Annotated in this window: 20 protein-coding genes; 13 read left to right on the top strand and 7 right to left on the bottom strand. The window is 65.3% G+C overall.

Going from position 1 to position 21,531, the window contains the following annotated elements; genetic code table 11:
- Nucleotides 1-3 precede the first annotated feature (3 nt).
- From denD to PG892_RS13365, 6 genes are all read left to right on the top strand, one after another.
- Complete coding sequence (gene denD / locus PG892_RS13390; protein WP_223954179.1) at nt 4-978, top strand: D-erythronate dehydrogenase; 975 nt, start codon at nt 4-6, stop codon at nt 976-978.
- Nucleotides 975-2,480 (top strand): GntP family permease, encoded by a 1,506-nt coding sequence (locus PG892_RS13385; protein ID WP_042017724.1) that lies wholly within the window; start codon nt 975-977, stop codon nt 2,478-2,480. The genes denD and PG892_RS13385 overlap by 4 nt, the downstream gene beginning before the upstream one ends.
- A gap of 90 nt (nt 2,481-2,570) precedes the next feature.
- On the top strand, nt 2,571-3,461 hold the full coding sequence (locus tag PG892_RS13380; protein ID WP_223954180.1) for a DMT family transporter: 891 nt from the start codon (nt 2,571-2,573) through the stop codon (nt 3,459-3,461).
- A gap of 59 nt (nt 3,462-3,520) precedes the next feature.
- Nucleotides 3,521-5,458, top strand: coding sequence for a methyl-accepting chemotaxis protein (locus tag PG892_RS13375; RefSeq protein WP_048208226.1), 1,938 nt, complete (start codon nt 3,521-3,523; stop codon nt 5,456-5,458).
- Between the two features lie 681 nt (nt 5,459-6,139).
- Entirely contained in the window at nt 6,140-7,540 is a 1,401-nt protein-coding gene (locus PG892_RS13370) for an OprD family outer membrane porin (protein WP_010673291.1), read from the top strand.
- A gap of 114 nt (nt 7,541-7,654) precedes the next feature.
- The gene (locus tag PG892_RS13365) at nt 7,655-8,485 is read left to right on the top strand and encodes an SDR family oxidoreductase (protein ID WP_202042103.1); all 831 of its coding nucleotides are present in this window, start codon (nt 7,655-7,657) and stop codon (nt 8,483-8,485) included.
- Between the two features lie 60 nt (nt 8,486-8,545).
- Here the strand turns inward: PG892_RS13365 and PG892_RS13360 are convergent, their stop codons facing one another.
- The gene (locus PG892_RS13360) at nt 8,546-8,878 is read right to left on the bottom strand and encodes a DUF1904 family protein (protein WP_041214640.1); all 333 of its coding nucleotides are present in this window, start codon (nt 8,876-8,878) and stop codon (nt 8,546-8,548) included.
- A gap of 70 nt (nt 8,879-8,948) precedes the next feature.
- Between PG892_RS13360 and PG892_RS13355 the strand changes: the two genes are divergently transcribed.
- The 6 genes from PG892_RS13355 to PG892_RS13330 all read left to right on the top strand — a co-directional run bounded on the left by PG892_RS13355 (nt 8,949) and on the right by PG892_RS13330 (nt 14,666).
- On the top strand, nt 8,949-9,836 hold the full coding sequence (locus PG892_RS13355; protein WP_041214639.1) for a TraB/GumN family protein: 888 nt from the start codon (nt 8,949-8,951) through the stop codon (nt 9,834-9,836).
- A 155-nt stretch (nt 9,837-9,991) separates the two neighbouring features.
- Nucleotides 9,992-10,141, top strand: a complete 150-nt coding sequence (locus PG892_RS13350; RefSeq protein WP_010673287.1) for a DUF3149 domain-containing protein — start codon at nt 9,992-9,994, stop codon at nt 10,139-10,141.
- 115 nt (nt 10,142-10,256) lie between these two features.
- Nucleotides 10,257-10,838 carry a DNA endonuclease SmrA gene (gene smrA, locus PG892_RS13345; protein WP_010673286.1) on the top strand — a complete coding sequence of 194 codons (582 nt, stop codon included), beginning with the start codon at nt 10,257-10,259 and terminating at the stop codon, nt 10,836-10,838.
- Nucleotides 10,839-10,944: 106 nt separating this feature from the next.
- Nucleotides 10,945-12,423: a carboxypeptidase M32 gene (locus PG892_RS13340; protein ID WP_198497904.1), complete on the top strand. Its 1,479-nt coding sequence runs from the start codon at nt 10,945-10,947 to the stop codon at nt 12,421-12,423.
- A 261-nt stretch (nt 12,424-12,684) separates the two neighbouring features.
- Nucleotides 12,685-14,193 carry an AlkA N-terminal domain-containing protein gene (locus tag PG892_RS13335; RefSeq protein WP_198497903.1) on the top strand — a complete coding sequence of 503 codons (1,509 nt, stop codon included), beginning with the start codon at nt 12,685-12,687 and terminating at the stop codon, nt 14,191-14,193.
- Nucleotides 14,190-14,666 carry a methylated-DNA--[protein]-cysteine S-methyltransferase gene (locus PG892_RS13330; RefSeq protein WP_198497902.1) on the top strand — a complete coding sequence of 159 codons (477 nt, stop codon included), beginning with the start codon at nt 14,190-14,192 and terminating at the stop codon, nt 14,664-14,666. The genes PG892_RS13335 and PG892_RS13330 overlap by 4 nt, the downstream gene beginning before the upstream one ends.
- Nucleotides 14,667-14,688: 22 nt before the next feature.
- On the opposite strand, the gene PG892_RS13325 is transcribed toward PG892_RS13330, so the two are convergent.
- The 6 genes from PG892_RS13325 to PG892_RS13300 all read right to left on the bottom strand — a co-directional run bounded on the left by PG892_RS13325 (nt 14,689) and on the right by PG892_RS13300 (nt 19,942).
- A complete protein-coding gene (locus PG892_RS13325; RefSeq protein ID WP_198497901.1) occupies nt 14,689-15,354 on the bottom strand; it encodes a class I SAM-dependent methyltransferase in 666 nt (221 codons plus the stop codon).
- Nucleotides 15,355-15,460: 106 nt separating this feature from the next.
- Nucleotides 15,461-15,718, bottom strand: a complete 258-nt coding sequence (locus PG892_RS13320; RefSeq protein WP_010673281.1) for a DUF1272 domain-containing protein — start codon at nt 15,716-15,718, stop codon at nt 15,461-15,463.
- Between the two features lie 43 nt (nt 15,719-15,761).
- Nucleotides 15,762-16,091: a DHCW motif cupin fold protein gene (locus tag PG892_RS13315; protein ID WP_041995799.1), complete on the bottom strand. Its 330-nt coding sequence runs from the start codon at nt 16,089-16,091 to the stop codon at nt 15,762-15,764.
- A 117-nt stretch (nt 16,092-16,208) separates the two neighbouring features.
- Nucleotides 16,209-18,071: a peptidase U32 family protein gene (locus PG892_RS13310; RefSeq protein ID WP_270825484.1), complete on the bottom strand. Its 1,863-nt coding sequence runs from the start codon at nt 18,069-18,071 to the stop codon at nt 16,209-16,211.
- 177 nt (nt 18,072-18,248) lie between these two features.
- Nucleotides 18,249-18,860 carry a LysE family translocator gene (locus PG892_RS13305; protein WP_039041052.1) on the bottom strand — a complete coding sequence of 204 codons (612 nt, stop codon included), beginning with the start codon at nt 18,858-18,860 and terminating at the stop codon, nt 18,249-18,251.
- 128 nt (nt 18,861-18,988) lie between these two features.
- Nucleotides 18,989-19,942, bottom strand: coding sequence for a LysR family transcriptional regulator (locus PG892_RS13300; RefSeq protein ID WP_049636969.1), 954 nt, complete (start codon nt 19,940-19,942; stop codon nt 18,989-18,991).
- 200 nt (nt 19,943-20,142) lie between these two features.
- On the opposite strand from PG892_RS13300, the gene PG892_RS13295 reads away from it, so the two are divergent.
- Nucleotides 20,143-21,231 (top strand): ketoacyl-ACP synthase III, encoded by a 1,089-nt coding sequence (locus PG892_RS13295; RefSeq protein WP_182957218.1) that lies wholly within the window; start codon nt 20,143-20,145, stop codon nt 21,229-21,231.
- Nucleotides 21,232-21,531 lie beyond the last annotated feature (300 nt).

The following is a 21,531-nucleotide window of genomic DNA, read 5'->3' as shown; positions in this document are numbered from 1 at the left end:
AACATGAACGAGTCTGAGGATAACAAGATGCAGATCATCATCACCGGCGGCGGTGGCTTCCTGGGCCAGAAACTGGCCCGGGCCCTGCTGCAAGGCCCCCACCCCTTCACCGAGCTGCTGCTGGTGGACATCCAGCAGCCGCAATCCCCCCTGCCGGACCCCAGGGTTCGCTGTCTGCGGGCCGACCTCACCGAACCCGGTGTCGCCGAGTCCCTCATCAGCGAGCGGACCGCCGTGGTCTACCACCTGGCCGCCATCGTCAGCAGCCACGCGGAGCAGGACTTCGATCTCGGCTGGCAGGTCAACCTGGACACCACCCGCACCCTGCTGGAGGCGTGCCGCCATGCCCGGCCGGGCATCCGCTTCGTCTTCACCAGCTCGCTCGCCGTCTATGGCGGCCCGCTGCCGGAGCTGGTGAATGACGGTACCGCCCTGACCCCCACCTCCTCCTACGGCGCCCAGAAGGCCATGGGGGAACTGCTGGTCAACGACTACAGCCGCAAGGGCTTCGTCGACGGTCTGGTATTGCGCCTGCCCACCATCTGCGTGCGGCCGGGCAAGCCGAACCGCGCCGCCTCCTCCTTTGTCAGCAGCATCATCCGCGAGCCGCTGCAAGGGGAGAGCGCCATCTGCCCGGTGAGCCCGGATCTGCGCCTCTGGCTCTCCAGCCCCGCCACCGTGGTCGCGAACTTCCTGCTGGCGGCCAGGCTCCCCGCCATCGGTGACGCCCGCAGCATCAACCTGCCCGGCATCAGCGTGACCGTCGGCGAAATGCTGGAGGCCCTCGCCCGGGCCGGTGGCCAGGCGGCCCGGGATCGGGTGCAGTTTGCCGCCGATCCGGCCATCGAGCGCATCGTGGCGAGCTGGCCGGGACGCATCGACAACCAGCGGGCCAGCACCCTCGGCTTCGCGGCAGACAGGACGTTTGCCGACATCATCGACAGTTTCATCACCCATGACATGCAGGAGGCATCATGAGCGACATCCCAACCCCCATCATCGGTCTCATCATCGCGGTCTTCGTGCTGGTGTTCCTGGTCATCCGTACCCGGGTGCACGCCCTGATCGCCATGCTGGCAGCGGCCTGCATCGCCGGGATCACCGGCGGCATGAGCATCGACAAGACCCTCACCGTGATCACCCAGGGCTTTGGCTCCACCCTCGGCAGCATCGGCATCGTCATTGGCCTCGGGGTCATGATGGGTCGCCTGCTTGAGGTCTCCGGCGCCGCCGAACAGATCGCCTACAGCTTCATCAAGTGGCTCGGCAAGCGCCGCGAGGAGTGGGCACTGGCCATCACGGGCTACATCGTCAGCATCCCCATCTTCGTGGACTCCGCCTTCGTCATCCTCTATCCGGTGGCCAAGGCGCTGGCGAAAAGCGGCAAGCGCTCCCTGCTCACCCTGGGGGTGGCGCTCGCGGGCGGCCTGGTGGTAACCCACCATACCGTGCCGCCGACCCCGGGCCCGCTGGGGGTTGCCGGCCTGTTTGGCGTGGACATCGGCGCCATGCTGCTGACCGGCATGGCCCTGGCCATCCCCTGCGTGCTCGGCATCGTCTTCTACGCCCAGTGGCTCGACAAGAAGTACCCCGAGTTCGGTGCCCAGGCCGCCCAGACCCCGGACGAGCTGCAAGCCACCTATGAGCAGTACCTCAAGGAGAAGGAGGGCAAGACCCTGCCGAGCCTGACCCTGTCGCTGCTGCCGATCCTGGTGCCCATCGTGCTCATCTTCGTCAAGGCCATCTTCACCACCCTGGCCACCCTGGAGGGCATGGACGGCCTGATGGCGAACCCCCTGGTGCAGGGCATCAACTTCATCGGCACCCCCATCATCGCGCTGGCCATCAGCGTGCTGCTGGCGGTCTATACCCTGGTCCCGCACATGGACAGGCACGCCACCGCCGCCCGCCTGGAAGAGGGGCTGCAATCCGCCGGCATCATCCTGCTGGTGACCGGTGCCGGCGGGGCGCTGGGGGCCGTGCTGCGCGACAGTGGCGCGGGTCAGCAACTGGCCGAGCAGATCGCCCAATTGCCCATCTCCCCCATCCTGATCCCCTTCATCGTGGCGACCCTGGTGCGCCTCATCCAGGGATCCGGCACCGTGGCCATGGTGACGGCGGCCTCCATCTCCGCCCCCATCCTGGCGCAGATCCCCGGGGTCAACATGCTGCTGGCCGCCCAGGCCGCCACCATGGGGTCGCTCTTCTTCGGCTACTTCAACGACAGCCTGTTCTGGGTGGTCAACCGCATGATGGGGATCTCCGACGTCAAGCAGCAGATGATCGTCTGGTCCATCCCGACCACCATCGCCTGGGCCATCGGCGGCACCGGCGTCGCCCTGCTGAACCTGCTGTTCGGCTCCGGCGGCACCTGGTTCGACCCCGTGCTGCCGCTGCTGGTGCTGGCCCTCATCGTCTGGTACGTCAAGGGGCAGTCCCTAGCTCCGTCGGCAGGGGCCGTCCCGAGCCGGGAGTCATAACCCGCACCGTCACGGCAACGCTGTGTGACGAGGGCCAGTCTGCTAGACTGGCCCTCTTTTTCGTTCATTCATCTTGCAAAGGAGTGTTGGATGCCTGCGTCTTCCTGGTGGGACAAGTCCACCGGTTTTGCCCTGCTCACCATCTTACTGTGGGCCTCCCTCGCCGCGCTCACCTCCCGGATCACCAGCGTCTCGCCGCTGGTGCTGGTGGGGCTGGTGCTGCTGTTCTGCGGGGCGGGCACCCTGCCATTCTGGCGCCAGTGGCGCGCCAGCCCCCTCACCTGGCTGGTGACCATCACCGCCCTGCTGCTCTATCACCTGCTGCTGTTCATGAGCTTTCGCCACGCCCCCGTGCTGGAGGCAAACCTCATCAACTACCTCTGGCCGCTGTGCATCATCCTGTTCACCCCCTTGCTGCTGCCGGGTCATCCCCTGAGCCTGCACCATCTGCTGGCCGGGGCCCTGGGTCTCGCGGGATCGGTACTGGTGATGGTCGATGGTCACCTGCAGTTGCAACAGGCCCATCTGCCCGGCTACCTGCTGGCCCTCGGCGCCGCCATCGTCTGGGGCGCCTATTCCGTGCTCTCCCGCCGCCTGCCTCCCGCTCCTGCCGTGGTCACGGCCGCCGCCTGCCTGCCCGCAGGGCTCCTGGCCCTGCTGCTGGCATGGATGCTGGAAGGCCCCTTGCCATTCGCCCGGATCCCCCAGGGGGACTGGCTGCTCATCGCCGGGCTCGCCCTCGGCCCCATGGGGGCGGCCTTCGTCACCTGGTATCTGGCGCTGCGGGACGGGGATCCGCGCCGCATCGGCGCGCTCGCCTACCTCACTCCCTTTCTGAGCACCCTGCTGCTGGTCTGGCTCAACGGCGAGGCGCTCACCCCGCGCCATCTGCTGGCGGGGGGGCTCATCATGGGCGGCGCCCTGCTCGGCCTGCTGGTGAAGAGCCCAAGTCAACGGGAGCTGGCACGGCCACTGTCATAAAAACGCCATCAGACCTGATTAAGCTCGCGCCCATTGCGTGATTCAAGCAGGAATCTGATGTGAAAATTGCCCATTTTGCCTCCCTCTCTTCCCTCGTCTTGCTGCTGGTGGCCGGTGTTCAGGCCACCGCGCTCTATCATGGCTGGCAACAATTCAACCACTCGGCCCAGGCCCAGCGTCTGCAGGAGCGCCTGCAACAGCAACTGAGCGGTCCGCTGCAGGGGGCGCTTCGCGACTATCTCGGCAGCGGGGATCCCCTGCTGCTGGCCCAGGCCCAGGGGGTGCGCCAGCAGGCGCTGGCCCTGTTGTCCCGCCTGGAGGATCCCCAGACCCAGCCGCTAAACGCTCGGCTTGAGCAGATGAAAACCCGCATTGACGGCGACTATCTGGCGGCGGGCAAGCTCTCCGGCAACAGCCAGTGGTTGCTGCAGAATGCCGAGAACGAGTTGACCACCCAGGCCAAAACCTTGCTCCGTTACGGCCAGCAGGGAGCAGCCGCCGGGCGGGATCCGGCCCTTGCCGAGCAGTATCGCCAGGGGGCGGCCGACATCCTGACCGCCCTCCCCTCCCTCGCCCACCAGCGCCAGAACTACATGGAGCAGGCGAGTGCCAAGCGTCTCGAAGGGCTGCAATTCGAGCTGGCTGCCCTGCAAAAGCAGGCCGACGCCCTGGCCGCCCTGCCGAGCATGGAGCTTTTCGAGGAGGCACCGGCCGACGAATTCACCCTGGGAGAGCCGATACGCAAGGAGCTCGGGGATCAGCCCAAAGCCGAGCTGACCTCCCTGCTCAAGCGCTATCCCCAGGAGCTGGAAAACAGCCGCAAGACGCTGCAACAGCAGCAGGCCGCTCGTCAGATGGTGCAGCAGGACATCACCCAGCTGCTGCAAGCGGGGGAGCAATTGGGTGAACAACTCGCCGCCGCCCGTCAGACCATGAACCGGGAGCTGGCCACCGTGCTCGGCGTGCTGGCGCTCTGCCTGGTCGTGGTGGCCCTGCTGTTCGCCCTAGTGCAGCGTCGCTGGCTGGTCAGGCCCCTGCTGCAACTGCGGGCAGCCTTCCTGCAGCTCGACGCCACGGGTCAGGCCCAGCTGCTGACCCCGGGGCGCGAGCGCAACGAGCTGGCGGACATCGTCGCGAGCTACAACCGCCTGATACAGCGCCTGCAACAGGATCAGCAGCAGAAAGAGGGCCAGCTATCGGCGGTGTCGCAAAGTCTGCAAGGGATGGTCAACCAGGTGCAGGAGATCCATCACAGCACCCGCACCACGGAGCAGGCGGTGGACGAGAGTGACACCATGATGCAGGAGCTCAACCAGCTCGCCAGCGAAGTGCACCAGGTCGCCGCCGAAATCGCCCAGCACGCCCAGCACAATGAACACTCCATGAGCCAGAGCGAGCGGCTGGTCGGGGGCATGCTGACGGCTACCGCCCAGACCGGGCTCGCCATCGACGAGAGCAGCGGCGCCCTGGCCCAGCTGACCCGCTCGGTGGAGGACGTGACCGCCATCGTCGACGTCATCGGCCATATCTCCCAGCAGACCAACCTGCTGGCCCTCAACGCCGCCATCGAGGCGGCCAGGGCCGGGGAGCAGGGACGCGGCTTCGCGGTGGTAGCCGACGAGGTGCGCCACCTCTCCGCCGACACCCAGCGCTCCCTCGGCCAGATCACCGAGATCCTTGCCAGCCTCACCCAGGCGGGGGATCAGCTCGCCACCGTGCTGGCCCGCATCACCGCAGAGGCCGCCGAGCAGCGCCAGCAGGCGGAGCAGCTGCGCCAGACCACCCTGACGGTGCGGGAGATGGCGCGCAGCACCGCCGTCATCGCCCTGCAGGGCGCCGACAATGCCAAGAGCCAGGAACACAGGCTGGCGAGCTTCGCCGCCCTCATCGGTCGCATCAGCCAGCACGCCCGCCAGGGCAGTCGTCTCTCGGTACAGGTCTCGGAGCACATACACCACCAGGCCCAGCAGATCCCCCGGATCCTGAGCCAGGCCTGATAACCCCCGGGTCTGGCTCGCACCAGACCCGGGGCGCGCTCCCTGTCTACCTGCCCGCGGTACGGCCTTGCCGCAACCCTTCTCTTGATGCTCCCGTCATGTCCTCACGGGCGATGACGGGTTGCCTCATCCATTCAGTCACAGGCTCCCTCACCCCTTTCACATCCCTGGTCCCCCTGTCTGTCGGGGCAACGGCTCACGCTCACGACAGTGGGCATCCCGCCGGGCCCATCTTTTTTTGTGATACAAAATTATATGTTGCCACCGGGTTAACAAAGAAAGTTCTGCCTTGACGGCAAGATCTGCGCAGGAGAACGGTGAAATCACCATGAAAGCGCTGTCATTGCCGACATGAGTGGCCTGGGAGTGCCCACACCAAGAATCATGATTATTTGCACTCGGTCATATTTTTGAAACTTGCCGGGAACTTTACATTGATATTTCGCACCGCGAACGTACTCTTGGTGATGTCAGATCGCCAAGGATCGACAGCCAAAAAATAACGACTGTAACGATGCAGATAGCCCCGACCGATGCGCCAAGGCATCAGGCACAAGGGCACGACAGAGAACCATTTTTTTGCCCTTAGGGGTGTTGATTGCAATGCCAATACCGAGCGGCGGGTGCCTACCCGGCTGCCGGATAAAAAAGCTAAGTCCATAAAATCAGGAGCAATAACAAATGGAAAAAGTGATCTTCAAGCGCGCCGCGTTGAGTGCTGCCGTGGTCGCGGCACTGGTCGCACCCGGCATGGCGTTCGCCGCTCAAGACATGATGAGCCCGGAATACGGCAAGTCCTACAGCGCCTTCATCGACGAAGGCAAGCTCACCGGTGGCCTGTTCTACTTCCAGCGTGAGCGTGATCGCGTCCAGGCCGGTCCGGGTCAGGATGGCAAATACCACTCCAACCTGAGCCATGCCACCACCCAGGCAGCCCTGAACTTCAACTCCGGCTATGCATGGGGTGTGGTCGGCGTCGACGTGGGCGGCTTCGGTGCCTACGACCTAGCCGTTGACGAAAGCAATGGCGTCAACGAAGAGAACGAGTTCTCCTTCTGGGGCGACAAGTGGGGTTCAGGTGGTGACGGTGTTCCCGAGAACGGCTTCAGCCTCTCCAACGCCGCCCTGAAATTCAAGTTCGGTGACGCCGTCACCGCCAAGGGTGGTTACACCCAGCTCTATGTCCCCGGCATCCTCGGCGTCAACTGGTCCTATCAACCCGGTACCTACCGTGGTGGCCAGATCGAAGGCACCTTCGGCGGCCTCTACCTGACCTATGCCATCGCCGACGAGTACAAGGCTCCCTGGTTCAAGAACACCACCGGCTTCTCCAAGAGCAGCCCCTATGCCAGCGATCCCTTCACCGATGCGAACAAGATCGACTACATCCACGGTCTGGCCGCTCGCTACACCTTCGAGAACGGCACTGCCGTCACCGCCGGCTTCGGTCAGTCCGAAGGCTACATGGACAGCTACCACTTCAAGCTGGCCCACAAGTTCGACGTACTGGGTGGCCTGAACACCAGCTACCAGTTCTACGGTTCCGACACCGAGAACAGCGACTATGACGGCCTGGCCTGGCAACAAGCCCTGACCGCCAGCTGGGCAGCCGGCCCCTATGGCTTCCGTCTGGAAGGCCTGTGGACCAAGGCTGAAGGGGATCTGGGCAACTACCTGCCCCGTCTGACCCGCGGCTACGGCAACTCCCAGGGCGCGAACGAAATCTGGTGGGATTCCCGCTCCGACTGGAACCACAACGACGAGAAGGCCCTGTTCTTCGGCGTGACTCGTTCCCTGGATGATCTGGTGGGTGCACCGGGCTGGGGCGTGGGTGTCTCCGGTGCCTACGGCTGGGATGCCAACAACGGCGACAAGTCCCTGGAAGGCGGCAAAGAGTGGGCAGCCAACTTCGACGTCATGTACACAGTGCAGGACGGCAAGCTGAAGGGCACCCTGTTCAAGCTGCACTACACCGACTACAACAACGAACAGGACGACAAGGGCAGCTGGTACTACCCGAACATGTTCAGCTCCGAGCATGACGTCAAGTTCCACATCATCATGCCGTTCACCATCATGTAATCAGGCATCTGACGTGACCGAAAACCGGGCCTCTGGCCCGGTTTTGTTTTTGGTGGCACCACGCTACCATGCCAGCTTCGGGCCACCTGCCGGCCGTCAATCAGGACCATGCTCATGCCCCATCCCTTCGTGCTCGTCACCGGCTGCTCCAGCGGCATCGGCCTAGCCGCCGCAAGAACGCTCGGCGCCCGGGGCTTCACCGTCATCGCTTCCGCCCGCAAGGCCGAGGATGTGGCCCTGCTACAGCAGCAGGGTCTGTTGGCGGTCCAACTGGATCTGGCGGACAGCGCCAGCATAGAGCGAGGGGCGGCAGAGGCGCTGGCCCTGGCAGAAGGGCGCCTCTACGGCCTCTTCAACAACGGCGCCTACGGCCAGCCCGGTGCGCTGGAAGATCTGCCCACCCAGGCGCTGCGCGAGCAGTTCGAGACCAACCTCTTTGGCTGGCATCACCTCATTCGCCAGATATTGCCCCCCATGCTGGCGGCAGGCGAGGGGCGCATCGTACAGAACAGCTCGGTGCTTGGCCTGGTGGCCATGAAGTATCGTGGCGCCTACAACGCCAGCAAGTTCGCGCTGGAAGGCTATACCGACACCCTGCGCCTGGAACTCGCGGGCAGCGGCGTGCACATCAGCCTGATCGAACCCGGCCCCATCGACACCCGGTTTCGCGCCAATGCCCGGGAGGCCTTCCTGCGCCACATAGACCCCGCTACCAGCCGCCACCAGGACGCCTATGCCCAGACACTGGCCAGGCTGGAGCGTGAAGGGGGTGCCCGGGGCTTTACCCTGCCAAGCGAGGCCTGCATCCCGCCGTTACTGCATGCGCTCACGAGCAAGCGTCCCAGGCACCGCTACCCGGTCACCTTCCCGACCAAATTGTTTACCGTGCTGCGCCGCCTGCTGCCAAGCCGCTGGCTTGACAAGCTGCTGATCAAATCCGCCTGATAAAAGGGGCCCTCGGCGGCCCTCCTCTTGACATGCACCGGTCTCAGCAACGATGCCCGCTCAATAGTGCTGGCCGTTGCTGTAGTAGTGACTCTTGACGATGGGCAGCACCTGCACCACCACATAGGTCTGCTCCCCCAGCACCCCTTTCAGGTGGCGGGTGATGAGGGCGGCGGCGGCATCCTGCATCTCCTGCGGTCGCTCGAACCAGACCAGCTCCACGAAGGGAAAACCGGCTTCGGGCTGGCCATCTCGTACCCACTGGCTCGGCACGCACTCCAGGGTGACGAACTCCGGCTTGCCACCGGTCAGGGCGCAGAGGTCCGCCATCAGGGGGGCGCTTATCCGCTGCAGGGTGTCGACAGAAACTGCCCGAAAACGAAGGTGGGGCATGGGAAACCTCTTGGCTGTGACAAATGAGGACTTATCATAGAGCACTCATCCCGCTCACATAAGGTGCCTCATGAGATTCCATCCCACGCTGCTCTCCTTCCTGCTCTGCCTGCTGCTGCCGCTCCATGCCATGGCCGATCCGGCCTTCTACCGCATCAACAAGGGCAACGAACAGCACTGGCTGCTGGGGTCCATCCACGCGGGCAAACCCTCTCTCTATCCCCTGCCGGACCCGGTGGAGCGCGCCTGGCAGCAGAGCCGCGCCCTGGTGATGGAGGTGGACATGACCCACATCAGCCAGGAGCAGTGGCAGGAGATGGGCGCCATCACCCGGCTCGTCGACGGCAAGACCCTCAAGGATCACCTGCCCATCGACCTCTACCGTCGCACCCTCATCGCTGCGGGCCAGAACGGTCTGAACGAGAGCATGCTGGCCCCGCTGCGTCCCTGGTTTGCGGCCATTACCCTGACCCAGGCGGCCCTGGAGCGCACCGGCTATCGCGGTGAATACGGTGTCGACCAGCACTTCGCCAAGCGGGCGAACGACGGCGGCAAGCCCATCGTCGGGCTGGAGACCCTGCTGGAGCAGCTCGGCTATCTCGCGAGCGTCGGCGACAACCAGACCTTGATGCTGGAGAGTACCCTGGACGAGCTGCCCGACATCCAGCAGGGGTTCGACGCCGTGATGACCGCCTGGCAGAACGGGGACGAGGCCACCCTCATCAATCTGCTCAGGGAGGAGATGGCGCCGCCCAAGCTGCAAGCCTGGCTGGAACAGACCCTGCTGGCAGAGCGCAACCGCAACTGGGTCAAGAAGTGGCCCAGCCTGCCGAACGAGAGCTTTATCGTGGTAGGGGCCCTGCATCTTTACGGCGAGCACGGGCTGCTCGCCCTGCTGGAGCAGCAGGGCTGGCGCATCACGCCCCTCACCGAACCGACCCTGGAGAAAGCAAAATAGCGTCCAGTCCGGCGACCTGACGCGCCGGATGCGCGTCGGCTCACAGAATTTGCTGCCGATTAAATAACCAGAGAGGGAGTTGATCGAGATCATCCCCTCCCTCCTGAAGAGGTATCTATCATGCCTGTCACCGCCCAGTGACAGGAGTGAACGAGATGGAATTCTGGATGAACCTGATGTTCGGCAACAGCGTGGGGCTGATGTCCATGCTGGTGATTTTCGGCACCTTCCTGCTCATCAGCGCCTATGCGGTCTATTTCATCTACAAGGTGATGCACGCAGAGCCGCCCAAAGAGGGGCAATAACCAGGCTCGCTCAGACCGCCCTCCCCGGCAGGGCCGGGGCCCGCGAGCGTTGCCATTCTAAGGCCCACCAAGGCCCGCTATACTGGCTCCCTCATTTTCATGCGGGGAGCCTGCCGTGTCTCATAACGACGAACTCTCACTGTTCCTGCAGGAAGTGGCCGACGTGCGGCCCCTTCGCAGCGACCATATCGCCCCCGTTGCGGGCAACAGCCAGCCCACCGAGGCGCAACTCGCGCGCCGGGAAGCCGCCACCGCCGAACAACTCACCCTGGATCACCTTGGCACGGAAGCAGTCGAGATGCTGGACCCCCACGCCATCGTCGGCTTCAAGCGTGACGGCGTGCAGGAGGGGGTCTACAAGAAGCTGCGCCTTGGCAAGTACGAGCTGCAAGGCTCCCTCGACCTGCACCACAAGACGCTCAACGAGGCCCGTATCGCCCTGGTGCAGTTCATTGCCGAATGCGAAGTGCGGGATATCCGCTGCCTGCTGATCCTGCACGGCAAGGGGGAGCGCAGCACCCCGCGTGCCCTGCTCAAGAGCCATGTCAGCGCCTGGCTGCCACAGTTGCCTTCGGTGATGGCCATGCACAGCGCCGAGCGCCGCCACGGCGGCAGCGGTGCGCTCTACGTATTGCTGCGCAAGAGCGAGCGCAAGAAGGCGGAAAACCGCGAACGGCACCAGAAGCGCCTCGGCTGACTGCCTGAGGGTGGCACCAGGATGGATGGCAGTGCTAGCATCGGGCGGCCCCGATCATGCCAGGTACGGGGTGCATACCATCAGGGACGATAACAAGGACAATCCCATGTCATACCAGAAACTCGAACAACATCAGCAACAACTGCACCGCCTCTCCCACCTCTCCGCCATCTGCGGCTGGGATCAGGCCGCCATGATGCCGGAGGGGGGCAACGAGGCCCGCGCCGAAGCAATGGCGGAGCTCGGCGTGCTGATCCACGGCAAGCGCACCGCCCCCGAGCTTGGGGAGTGGATTGCCAAGGCAGAGAGTGAACCGCTGGACGAGCACCAGCGTGCGAACCTGCGGGAGATCAAGCGCCAGTGGCAGGATGCAAGCCTGCTGCCGGGGGCGCTGGTGGAGGCGCTTTCCCTCGCCGGCAGCAAATGCGAGCACGCCTGGCGTCGCCAGCGCAAGGAGAACGACTGGGCAGGTTTTGCCCCGAACCTCGAGGAGGTGGTGCGCCTGTCGCGGGAGGTGGCTCGCCTGCGCGCCGACGCGCTCGGGGTGCGCCCCTATGACGCCATGCTGGCGCTGTACGAGCCCGGCATGACGAGCGCGAGGCTGGATCAGATCTTCGGCGATCTGACGAGCTGGCTGCCCGGCCTCATCCAGACCGTGAGCGAGCGGCAGAAGAGCGACACCCTCCTCACCCCGCAAGGCCCGTTCCCGGTTGCGACACAGCAGGCGCTCGGCCAGGAGGTGATGGGACTGCTCGGCTTTGATTTTGCTCACGGCAGGCTCGACGTGAGCAGCCACCCGTTCTGCGGCGGCGTGCCGACGGACGTGCGCATCACCACGCGCTACAACGAGCAGGAGTTCGTCTCCAGCCTGATGGGCATCGTCCACGAGACGGGCCACGCACGCTACGAGCAGGGCCTGCCGCGCGCACTGCTCGGCCAGCCGGTGGCCGAGGCGCGCTCCATGGGCATTCACGAGAGCCAGAGCCTGTTCTGCGAGATGCAACTCGGCCATCACCCCGCGTTCCTCACGCTGATTGCGCCGCGCATTCGCGCGCACTTCGGGGCAGAGGATGCGCTCGCACCCGCGAACCTCGAGAAGCTGTACAACAGGGTCGAGCCCGGCTTTATCCGCGTCGATGCGGACGAGGTCACCTACCCGGCCCACGTCATCCTGCGCTACGAGCTGGAGCGGGACCTGATGGAAGGGCGCATCGAGGTCGCGGACATCCCCGAGCTGTGGGACGCGAAGATGCAGCAGTGGCTCGGCTTGTCCACGAAGGGCAATTACCAGAACGGCTGCATGCAGGACATCCACTGGACGGACGGCTCGTTTGGCTACTTCCCGAGCTACACGCTCGGCGCCATGTACGCGGCGCAGCTGCGCTTCGCACTCGAGCGTGAGCTCGGCGACATGGGCACGCTCGTAGAGTCCGGCCGCCTGCCGGAGATCTTTGGCTGGCTCGGTCGCCATATCTGGTCCCAGGGCAGCCTGCACGGCACGGACGAGCTCATTCGCCGCGCGACCGGTGAGGCGCTCAATCCCCAGTGGCTGCGCAAACACCTCGAACAGCGCTATCTGAAATAAGCGAGGTTGAACCCCCTCCCAGCCTCCCCCTTCACAAGGGGGAGGAGCTAACCCCGCCCCCGTTCACAGAGGGGAGCTGTTTGTCCCCTCCCCTTACGAAGGGGAGGGTTAGGGTGGGGTCCTGCCCCCCTAACCTTACAAAGGGAGGACTGGGATTCCTCGGATCGCACTATTTTTGCTATTCCTGTCCGTTTTTGGCTAGTCACCCCTCTCGCCCCCGCTTAGTCTCTGGGGCATGCCCACAGCAACCCGAGCCATGCCATGACCACAGCGCCCCCGCATTCATCCCAACGGGACGAGATCATCCCGGGTCTCACCCGGGAGCAGTGCCACGCCGCACGCCTCGCGCGAGACGCGCGTTTCGATGGCCGCTTCTTCACCGGGGTGCTCTCCACCGGCATCTATTGCCGCCCCGTGTGTCCGGCGCGGGCACCGCATGAGCACAATGTGCGCTATTTTCGCTTCGCGGCGGCGGCAGAGCAGCACGGGCTGCGCCCCTGCCTGCGCTGTCGCCCCGAGCTCGCACCGGCCCAGAGCGGCGATCTGCCACCGCTCATCGCCCAGGTGCTGGTGCGCATCGAGCGCGGCGAGCTGGCGGAGCACAGCCTGGGCGAGCTCGCGGCGCAGGCCGGGATCACGGAGCGCACCCTGAGGCGCCAGTTCGAGCAACACCTCGGTGCCTCGCCGAAACAGGTGGAACAGACGCGCCGCCTGCTGCTTGCGAAACGGCTGCTGACGGAGACGCGCCTGCCCATCACGGACGTGGCGTTTGCCGCAGGCTTTGCGAGCATTCGTCGCTTCAACGACGCCTGGCTGCAGGCGTATGGGATGACACCGGGCGCCCTGCGCAAGCAGGAAGGGGGCGCGCCGCAGGAGACACCGCAATCTAGCCTGCAACTGCACCTGCTGTATCGCCCGCCGTTCGACGTCCAGGCCATGCTCGCGTTCTACCGGTTGCGCGCCATTCCGGGGCTGGAGCGGGTGGATGAGCACGGTTACGAACGCCGTCACCGGGTCGGCGAGCAGGAGGGGATCATCCGCATCGAGCCCGTCGAGGGGGAAAGGCTCAGACTCACGGTGCGGGATCTGCCGCCGGGTGCGCTGCCGGACATCCTGTACCGCGTGCGCCGCATGTGGGATCTCGACGCCGACATGGGCCGCATCGGCGAACACCTGGGGCAAGATCCGCTGCTCGCCGGCATCCAGGGACGATGGCCCGGGGTGCGGCTGCCGGGGGGGTGGGATGAATACGAGGTGATGCTGCGCGCCATCGTCGGCCAGCAGGTGTCGGTCAAGGGTGCCATCACCATCATGGGGCGCCTGGTGGCGCGCACCCTGGCGCAGTTCGGCACCGCGCAGCTGCCCACCCCGACCCAGCTGTGCGAGCTGGATCTCGACGGCATCGGCATGCCGGGCAGCCGCATCCGCACGCTGCAGGGGCTGGCCGCGGCGCTCGCAAGCGGCGCGCTCACCCTGGGCAGCGCGAGCGACGAGCAACTGCTCGCGCTGCCGGGCATAGGCCCCTGGACTGTCGCTTACTGGCGGCTGCGCTGCGGGCTCGACACGGATGCCTTCCCCGCCTCGGATCTCGTGCTGCAAAAGGCGCTGGGGGGCGGTGACAAGCTGCCGGTGAAAGAGGTGACAGCGCGCAGCGCCCCCTGGCAGCCGTGGCGCGCCTACGCCGCGAGCTGGCTGTGGCACGCCATGAGTGAACAACCGGCGCTGCTCACCCGGCCAACACAGGCACAAGACGAGGAGAAGACCCCATGATCCGCTATGACATGATGCCCACCGACCAGGGCGAACTGCTGGTCGCCATCGACGAACGCGGTCTGGTCCATGTGGACTTCCTGGCCGGACTGCGGCCGCTGCCCGACATGCAGGACTGGCAGCAGGACGGCGAGGCGCTCGCCCCCTTCCTCGCCGAGTTTCAGGGCTACTTCGCGGGCAGGTTGCAGCGCTTCACCCTGCCGCTCGCCCCCAGGGGCACGGCGTTTCAACAAGCGGTGTGGCAGGCGCTGTGCGACATCCCCTACGGGGAGACCCGCAGCTACGGCGACATCGCCCGCGCCATCGGCAAGCCAAACGCGGTGCGGGCGGTGGGTGCCGCGAACGGTCGCAATCCGCTCTCCATCATCATCCCCTGCCACCGGGTGATCGGCCAGAATGGCAGCCTCACCGGCTATGCGGGAGGCCTGCCCATCAAGCAGGCACTGCTGACGCTGGAGAGGGCCTCTCGTTGATCCGGCGCCACCCGGCCAGGGCTCACTGCCGCTGCGCCAGCCAGCCGTGAAACCCCAGCACCTGAAAGAAGCGGTGCGCCGCCGCGAAACCGGCCCCTTGCAAGAGGCGGCGGGTCTGTCCCTCGTCCAGGGAGGTGAAGTCCTCTCCGAGGCGGCGCACCATCTGCTCGCAGGCAGGAAGCGGCAAACCGGCGAGGGCCGCTTGCAACCCCATCGCCTTTCGCTCGAGCGGGTCCGTGGGCGCCATCAGATCCGCCAGCAGCAGGGGAGCACCAGGATTGAGCTGGCGATAAATATCACCCAATAGCGCGGCTTTGGCATCTTGCGCCAGAAAATGCAGAACCAGCAGACAGAGTGCACCATCGCAAGGCTTATCCACCACAGGCAATGCGCCCAGGTGCCAGCACACCCTCTCCCCCATGCCCGCCTGCTCGGCCCGCATCCTGGCATGGGCCAGCATGTCCGCCGAGACATCCTGGGCCACAAAGGTCCAGCGGGGGCAGAGACGGCCAAGCAGCAGCAACTCGCTGCCCGTGCCCACCCCCACCAGCAGCACACGGGCCTGCTGGCCCAGCGCGGCCATCAGCCGGGAGGCACAAAGCTGATGCAGCAGCTCGTAGCCTGGCACCAGCAGGGGGATGCGGCTGTCATAGGCCTTCGCCCCTTCTCCTTCGAATCGCTCCGTCATCTTTTGCTCCTTTGGTGTGAGCCCCCTTGATAGGGGCTGCCGCCGGGAGAAGGTCAAGAGCCACAGGGGCGAGCCAGTTGCCAGCCCTTCCCATGAAGGGAGGGCCCTAGCCCCCCTTGCCCAGCGCCGCTTTCAGAGCCGGATTGAAGACGCGCTGGAGGGAGGCGGGGTTGTTCACCAGCTTGGCCGCCGGGCGGCGCGGGCGCCTGACCAGCTCGCCGCCACAGTTGGGGCAGGTCAGGTGCAGATACTGATCGTTGCACTCGGCGCAGAAGGTGCACTCGAAGGAGCAGATGTAGGCCGTCGCCGTGTCGGCGGGCAGATCCCGGTCACAGCACTCGCAGTTGGGTCTGAGTTCAAGCATGGCAAGATCCTGATGCACAAGGGGAAGCGGGAAAGAGGGCTGCTCAGTCGACGATAAAGAGGCGAGCGCCCAGTTCGGTATAGGAGCGATGGGGTTCGGCGTTGTCCGCCACCTGGTAGCTCATGCCCGGCGTCAGGGTGAAGACGCGGCCATCCTGCAACTCGGTGTGCAGCTCCCCTTCGAGGCAGAGCAGCACATGGCCCTTGCTGCACCAGTGATCCGCCAGATACCCGGGGGAGTACTCCACCATTCGCACCCGCAAATCCCCGAACTGCCGGGTGTGCCAGCGGGCGACGCCGCGCTCTCCCTTGTGTTCGGTCGGCGGGACCTCGGCCCAGTTCGTGGTGCAAAACGGCAGTGCATTGATGTTCATGACGGATCCTTTGTCAGAAGAAGGCTGGGGGAAGGTGCCTCACCACGGGATATCCGTGACAAGGCCGCGCCCCATACTGCCATCAAATCCGCTCCAGCCCCATGCCCACACGGGCAATCATCCCCTCTTCAAACTTCCCATCACCTGCATCTCGCAGCGATGGCAGTCAAAACGCAGGCGGAAACTCTCCTTGCCCATCTTGAGCTCCAGGGGCTCGGCCTTGAGACCGGGCACCTCCTTGGGGCAGAGCTGCTGGCTGTAGCGGATGCAGTGCTTCGTTGTCATCAGCACCACTTCCCGCTCCTCCTTGTTCGCCTCATACGCGGGGGCGATGCTCCCCACCCCGTGTTCGCGAAAGAACTGCTCCGCCGCGCTGTTCAGCACGTTGCCGAGGTAGGAGAGCCGATGTTGGGGATAAACGGCGCCTCGCAGGGGAATGCGCCGCTCGGGTCGCCGGTAGGCAGCCAGACGGGCCGCCTCCAGGGCGGCAATGCCGTCCCGGCGCAAGCCGTTAAGCTGTGAAGCCGCAATAAACAGCGGCCTCGTTATTGCCAACTCAATCTGGCGAGCCACAAACAGGGTGTTGCCGAGTTTGCCGAGCTGATCCCTGGCCTGCTGCAGCGCCCGTTCCGGGTTGTCGGCCAGCTGCTGGTCGCAGGGGAGCATGACGGCGGCGCCAATGCCCTGCTCGTCCACAAGTTCGAGCCGCAGTCCCTCGTCGCACTCCGATAGCCGCATATCGACCCGGATGCGGCGATCCGCGCTCCCCTTTTCGAGCTGCTTGCTGAAGGCCTGATCGTGGTTGCGAAAGATCTCGGTGCCCACCTTGAGACCGGGCATGGGTTCCGACAGGAGTAACCGCTTGCTCTGTGCCTTCTCTTCCACTTTATTGAGGCGCATGCCCACCAGCTCGCCCCCCGGCTTGAAGAAGCCGAGGCCATCGCCGTTGTTGAGGGCAACGGCCTGGCCGTCGATCTCGATGCCATCGCGGGTCACGCTGGTGACGCGCCCGAGCGGCTCCCCGACGTATTTCGGGCTGCGCGGCGAGTCGATGCCTGGCTGTCGGCCATGGAGGAAGTAGTCGGTGCTGCCCCGGTTGAAACTCTTCTTGGGATCCGGCGTAAAGGTGTAGCTGCAACGACCGGCGGAAGCGGCCACCAGATCGGGGCGGCGCTCCAGGATGGTGTCCAGCTTCTGGCGATACCAGGCGGTGACGTTCTTGACGTAGTCGAGCCCCTTGAGGCGCCCTTCAATCTTGAAGGAGCGGATCCCTGCGGCGATCAGCGCCTCCAGGTTGTCGGTCTGATCCATGTCTTTCAAGGAGAGCAGGTGGCTGTTTTCCACCAGCACCTCCCCCGCCGGCGTTTGCAGGGAACAGGGCAGTCGACAGAGCTGGGCGCACTCGCCGCGGTTCGCGCTGCGCCCGGTGCGGGCGTGGCTGATGTTGCACTGGCCGCTGTAGGAGACGCACAGGGCACCGTGGATGAAGAACTCCAGCTGCACGCTCGTGGCGGCGCTTATCTCGCGGATCTGCGCAAGGGAGAGCTCGCGGGCCAGCACCACCTGGGAGAAGCCCACGTCCTGCAGAAACGTCACCTTTTCCGGGGTGCGGTTGTCGGTCTGGGTGCTGGCGTGCAGCGCGATGGGGGGTAAATCGAGCGCCAGCAGCCCCATGTCCTGCACGATCAGCGCATCGGCGCCCGCCTCGTAGATCTGATGGGTCAGGCGCCGGGCCTGCTCCAGCTCGTGGTCGTGCAGCAGGGTATTGAAGGCGACGAAGACCTGGGCGCCGAAGCGGTGGGCATGGCGCGCCAGCGCCTCGATGTCCTCGAGGCTGTTGCCTGCTGCGCTGCGGGCACCGAAGGCGGGGCCGCCCATGTAGACGGCGTCGGCGCCGTGGTTGATGGCCTCGATGCCATAGGCAAGGTTCTTGGCCGGGGCCAGCAACTCCAGGCGGTTGTGATGGTTCTGATCGCGCATAACGTCCGGTTCGAAGGGCTGCAAATGGCCGCCACTCTAGCCAGACTCCCCGCCCCCCGCCTTGATCCCGCTTAAGATCACCGCAGAATGCAGGATTGACCCGGAACAAGGACATCTGGCGGGCCCTCATCCCCCGGCCCTGAGAGTGTGCCGACTACGCTGGCACCCGACGCGGAGCTAGATCACGACCTTGAGGGCCAGCCCCAGCAGCACCAGGCCGCTCACCTTGTCGATCACGGTGGATTTGGCCTTGAGCCAGGCGAGTACGGGCCCGCGAGAGAGCACCAGGGCCACCAGCACATACCAGAGCGCATCGATGCCGCCTGCGGTCAGCATCATGATGCCCCCCTCACGCCAGCCGGTGTCGGCGTGCACGAACTGGCTGAACAGGGCGATAAAGAAGATGGCGAGCTGGGGGTTCAAGAAGGCCACCATAAAGCCCTCGAACGCCCCTTGACGTCCCCGTGGCGGGTGCCCCTCCTCCTTGCCTGCCTCACCCCCTGCGGGCCTGGCCAGCAACGCCTTGATCCCGAGCCAGGCGAGGAACGCCGCGCCGCCGTAGCGGATGAGATCGAACAGCAGCGGGGTCTGGGTGATCAGGATGGCGAGGCCGAGGGCCGTGATCAGCGCATAGATGCCGACTCCCAGGCCGTGTCCCAGCGCCGTGGCAACCCCGTGGCCCTGCCCTCCCTGCACCGTATTGCGGATGATCAGTGCCAGGCTCGGCCCCGGGCTGATGGCCCCCATCACGCAAATGGCGGCCAGCGCCAGCCAACTCGTCAGCTCCATACCTTCTCTTCCTTCGTGTCGATTGTTGTCACCCGGGATCAGGGTAGGGGGTGGCTTGCTATGCCAGAAGTGAAAGTTATGAATAGAGCCCATAGCCAGTGGCTATAGAGTGGCACAACCCGCTGCCATCAGTGGCCCGCCTGCGACCCTCCTGCCAACTGCTTGCGACTCTCCCCCAGGGTGAATTGCAGGTGATCCCGCAGGAAGGGATAGGCCAGCTCGCGGAACCAGCGGTGAGCCGGATCCAGGTGGTGGCGCTGGTGCCACAGCAGATGATACTGCTGGACCCGGGTGGCGAAGGGGAGATCGCAAAAACTCAGGGCATGTTCCCGGGAGAGCTGCCAGGCGATATGGGCCGGGGTGGTCATCAGACAGTCTGTGCGCAGCAGCACCTCCACCGCTGCCTGGAAGAAGGGCACCCGGGCAAACCAGCGGCGGGAGAGCCCGCGGGGGGCCAGCACCTGCTCCACCGGGCTGTCCTTGTCACCGCCCCCGCTCACCTGCAGGTGGGGCCAGGCGAGGTAATCCTCCAGGCTGAGCGCCATGCCAGAGAGCGGGTGATGGCGCCCCATCAGCACCACCAGCCTGTCCTCCCCCTGATGCAGGCCGCGGATCTGGTCCGGCACCAGCTCCGTGATGGTGGAGACCATGTCCAGCTCCGATTGCCAGAGCTGGGGCAACTGGCGCTTGTCCCACAGGCTGTACTCCAGCGCCGCCCGGGGGGCGGCCCTCGCCAGGGCCGCACAGATGTCCGGCAGGATGTGCTGGGCCACGTAGTCGGAGGAGGCGAGCCGAAACACCCGCTCGCAGCGCTCGGGGGCAAATTCCGGCGCCTCGTAGAGCCGCTCCAGGGCCCCGAGGGAATCGGCAAGCTGGGCCGCCAGGGCCTCGGCCCGCGGGGTCAGCAGCCAGCGCTGCCCTTCCCGCACCAGCAGCTCGTCGCCAAACTCGCTGCGAAGCTGGCCGAGCTGCTTGCTGATGGAGGGCTGGCTCAGGTTCAGCAGCTCCGCCGCCCGGCTGATGTTGCGGGTCTCCAGCAGCACCTTGAGGGTGGGCAAGAGATTGAGATTCGCTTTGTGCACAGGAGTCACCTCGGGAAGGGGTCGCCGGGATCGGGCCTTCATCTTACGGCAAGGAGAAGCGAAAATTTAAGCAAAATCACGGTCTTGCTCCCGCCACTCCCCTTACACTGGGGGGACCGCAGGATGACAGTGAACGCCCCGTGCGGCATAATTTCGCTACTTTCCGCCCCAGAGCGGCCATCACGACAAGCGACGACAAGATGACATACGCCACTATCACCGGGTGGGGAAAATGCCTGCCCCCCGCCTCGCTGACCAACGATGACCTCGGCACCATCATGGATACCTCGGACGAGTGGATCTACCCGCGCACCGGCATCAAGGCCCGCCGGGTCTCCCATGTCAGCACCCAGGCGCTCGCCACCCTGGCCGCCCGTCGCGCCCTGGCGTGCGCAGGTCTGGACGCCGCCACCCTCGATGGCATCATCCTGGCGACCGCCACCCCGGGCACGCTGGTCCCCAATGGCGCCTCCGCCGTGCAGCAGGCCCTCGGCGCCCACAAGGCGGCGGTGTTCGATCTCAACGCCGCCTGCACCGGCTTCGTCTATGCCCTCTCGGTCGCCACCTCCCTGGTGCAAACCGGCATGATGCAAAGGGTGCTGGTGATCGGTGCCGAGCGACTGACCCAGTTGCTGGACTGGGCCAAGCGCGACACCGCCGTGCTGTTCGGGGATGGCGCTGGCGCCGTCATCATCGAGGCGAGCGAGCAGGAGAGCGGCCTGATTGCCAGCAAGCTCGGTTGTGACAGCGAAGCGCGGGAGATACTGCACGTGCCGAACTTCGGTACGGATCGGGTGCGTTTCGCCGACATTGACGGCCTCTTCACCTTCAACTTCGAGGGGCAGGAGATCTTCAAGCGCGCCGTACGCGGCATGGGCGAAGCCACCGGCACCGTACTGGCCCAGGCCGGCATCGCCCCCGAGCAGATCGACCTCATCGTGCCGCACCAGGCGAACGTGCGCATCATCGAGACCCTGGCCAAGCGGATGAACGCCCCCATGGAGAAGGTGATGGTCAACATAGAGCAGTACGGCAACACCTCCGCCGCCACCGTGCCCATCGCCCTGTGCGAGGCGCTGGAGCAGGGTCGGGTCAAGCCGAACAGCTACCTGCTGACCGCCGCCTTCGGGGCCGGGCTGACCTGGGGCGCCGCCCTCATCAAGTGGGGAGACCGCGTCACCCCGATCGCGAGTTGCGACGAGGTGCTGCCCCCCTGCGAGCAGAGCGCCCTCGAACTCATCGCCCATGCGGTGCAGGGTTGCCAGCAGGCCCGCCCCGCCGACGCCTGAGCGAGCGCCAGCTCCCCATGATCCGCCAGGAGCCCCGTGGCTCCTGGCAGCCAGCCCCCCTACGCCCCCTCGCCGTTTCGGCAGCGACATAAAAGTCATTGAAAAGTGTGAATTTTGAGCGAAACATATCAAAAAATGACCACTTGACACTTTTTTGTCGTCAGAATGCGGCCAAGGGGTTCACAACCTTGCCGGATCTGGTAGTATGCGGCCTCGCACTTGGGGAGGGGTTCCCGAGCGGCCAAAGGGATCAGACTGTAAATCTGACGGCTCTGCCTTCGAAGGTTCGAATCCTTCTCC

It is taken from the genome of Aeromonas sp. QDB68 (assembly GCF_027707405.1).
GTDB classification, from domain to species: domain Bacteria; phylum Pseudomonadota; class Gammaproteobacteria; order Enterobacterales; family Aeromonadaceae; genus Aeromonas; species Aeromonas caviae.
The sequence above is the reverse complement of the archived record's forward strand: the minus strand, read 5'-3'. Positions and strand labels throughout refer to the sequence as shown.

Bases quoted from the DNA above. Each gene is read 5' to 3' on its own strand.
- PG892_RS13370 (WP_010673291.1), top strand. From the start codon at position 6,140: ATGGAAAAAGTGATCTTCAAGCGCGCCGCGTTGAGTGCTGCCGTGGTC.
- PG892_RS13340 (WP_198497904.1), top strand. From the start codon at position 10,945: ATGTCATACCAGAAACTCGAACAACATCAGCAACAACTGCACCGCCTC.
- PG892_RS13335 (WP_198497903.1), top strand. From the start codon at position 12,685: ATGACCACAGCGCCCCCGCATTCATCCCAACGGGACGAGATCATCCCG.
- denD (WP_223954179.1), top strand. From the start codon at position 4: ATGAACGAGTCTGAGGATAACAAGATGCAGATCATCATCACCGGCGGC.
- PG892_RS13295 (WP_182957218.1), top strand. From the start codon at position 20,143: ATGACATACGCCACTATCACCGGGTGGGGAAAATGCCTGCCCCCCGCC.
- PG892_RS13330 (WP_198497902.1), top strand. From the start codon at position 14,190: ATGATCCGCTATGACATGATGCCCACCGACCAGGGCGAACTGCTGGTC.
- PG892_RS13355 (WP_041214639.1), top strand. From the start codon at position 8,949: ATGAGATTCCATCCCACGCTGCTCTCCTTCCTGCTCTGCCTGCTGCTG.
- PG892_RS13380 (WP_223954180.1), top strand. From the start codon at position 2,571: ATGCCTGCGTCTTCCTGGTGGGACAAGTCCACCGGTTTTGCCCTGCTC.
- PG892_RS13310 (WP_270825484.1), bottom strand. From the start codon at position 18,071: ATGCGCGATCAGAACCATCACAACCGCCTGGAGTTGCTGGCCCCGGCC.
- PG892_RS13320 (WP_010673281.1), bottom strand. From the start codon at position 15,718: ATGCTTGAACTCAGACCCAACTGCGAGTGCTGTGACCGGGATCTGCCC.
- PG892_RS13360 (WP_041214640.1), bottom strand. From the start codon at position 8,878: ATGCCCCACCTTCGTTTTCGGGCAGTTTCTGTCGACACCCTGCAGCGG.
- PG892_RS13315 (WP_041995799.1), bottom strand. From the start codon at position 16,091: ATGAACATCAATGCACTGCCGTTTTGCACCACGAACTGGGCCGAGGTC.
- PG892_RS13305 (WP_039041052.1), bottom strand. From the start codon at position 18,860: ATGGAGCTGACGAGTTGGCTGGCGCTGGCCGCCATTTGCGTGATGGGG.
- PG892_RS13385 (WP_042017724.1), top strand. From the start codon at position 975: ATGAGCGACATCCCAACCCCCATCATCGGTCTCATCATCGCGGTCTTC.
- PG892_RS13325 (WP_198497901.1), bottom strand. From the start codon at position 15,354: ATGACGGAGCGATTCGAAGGAGAAGGGGCGAAGGCCTATGACAGCCGC.
- PG892_RS13365 (WP_202042103.1), top strand. From the start codon at position 7,655: ATGCCCCATCCCTTCGTGCTCGTCACCGGCTGCTCCAGCGGCATCGGC.
- PG892_RS13350 (WP_010673287.1), top strand. From the start codon at position 9,992: ATGGAATTCTGGATGAACCTGATGTTCGGCAACAGCGTGGGGCTGATG.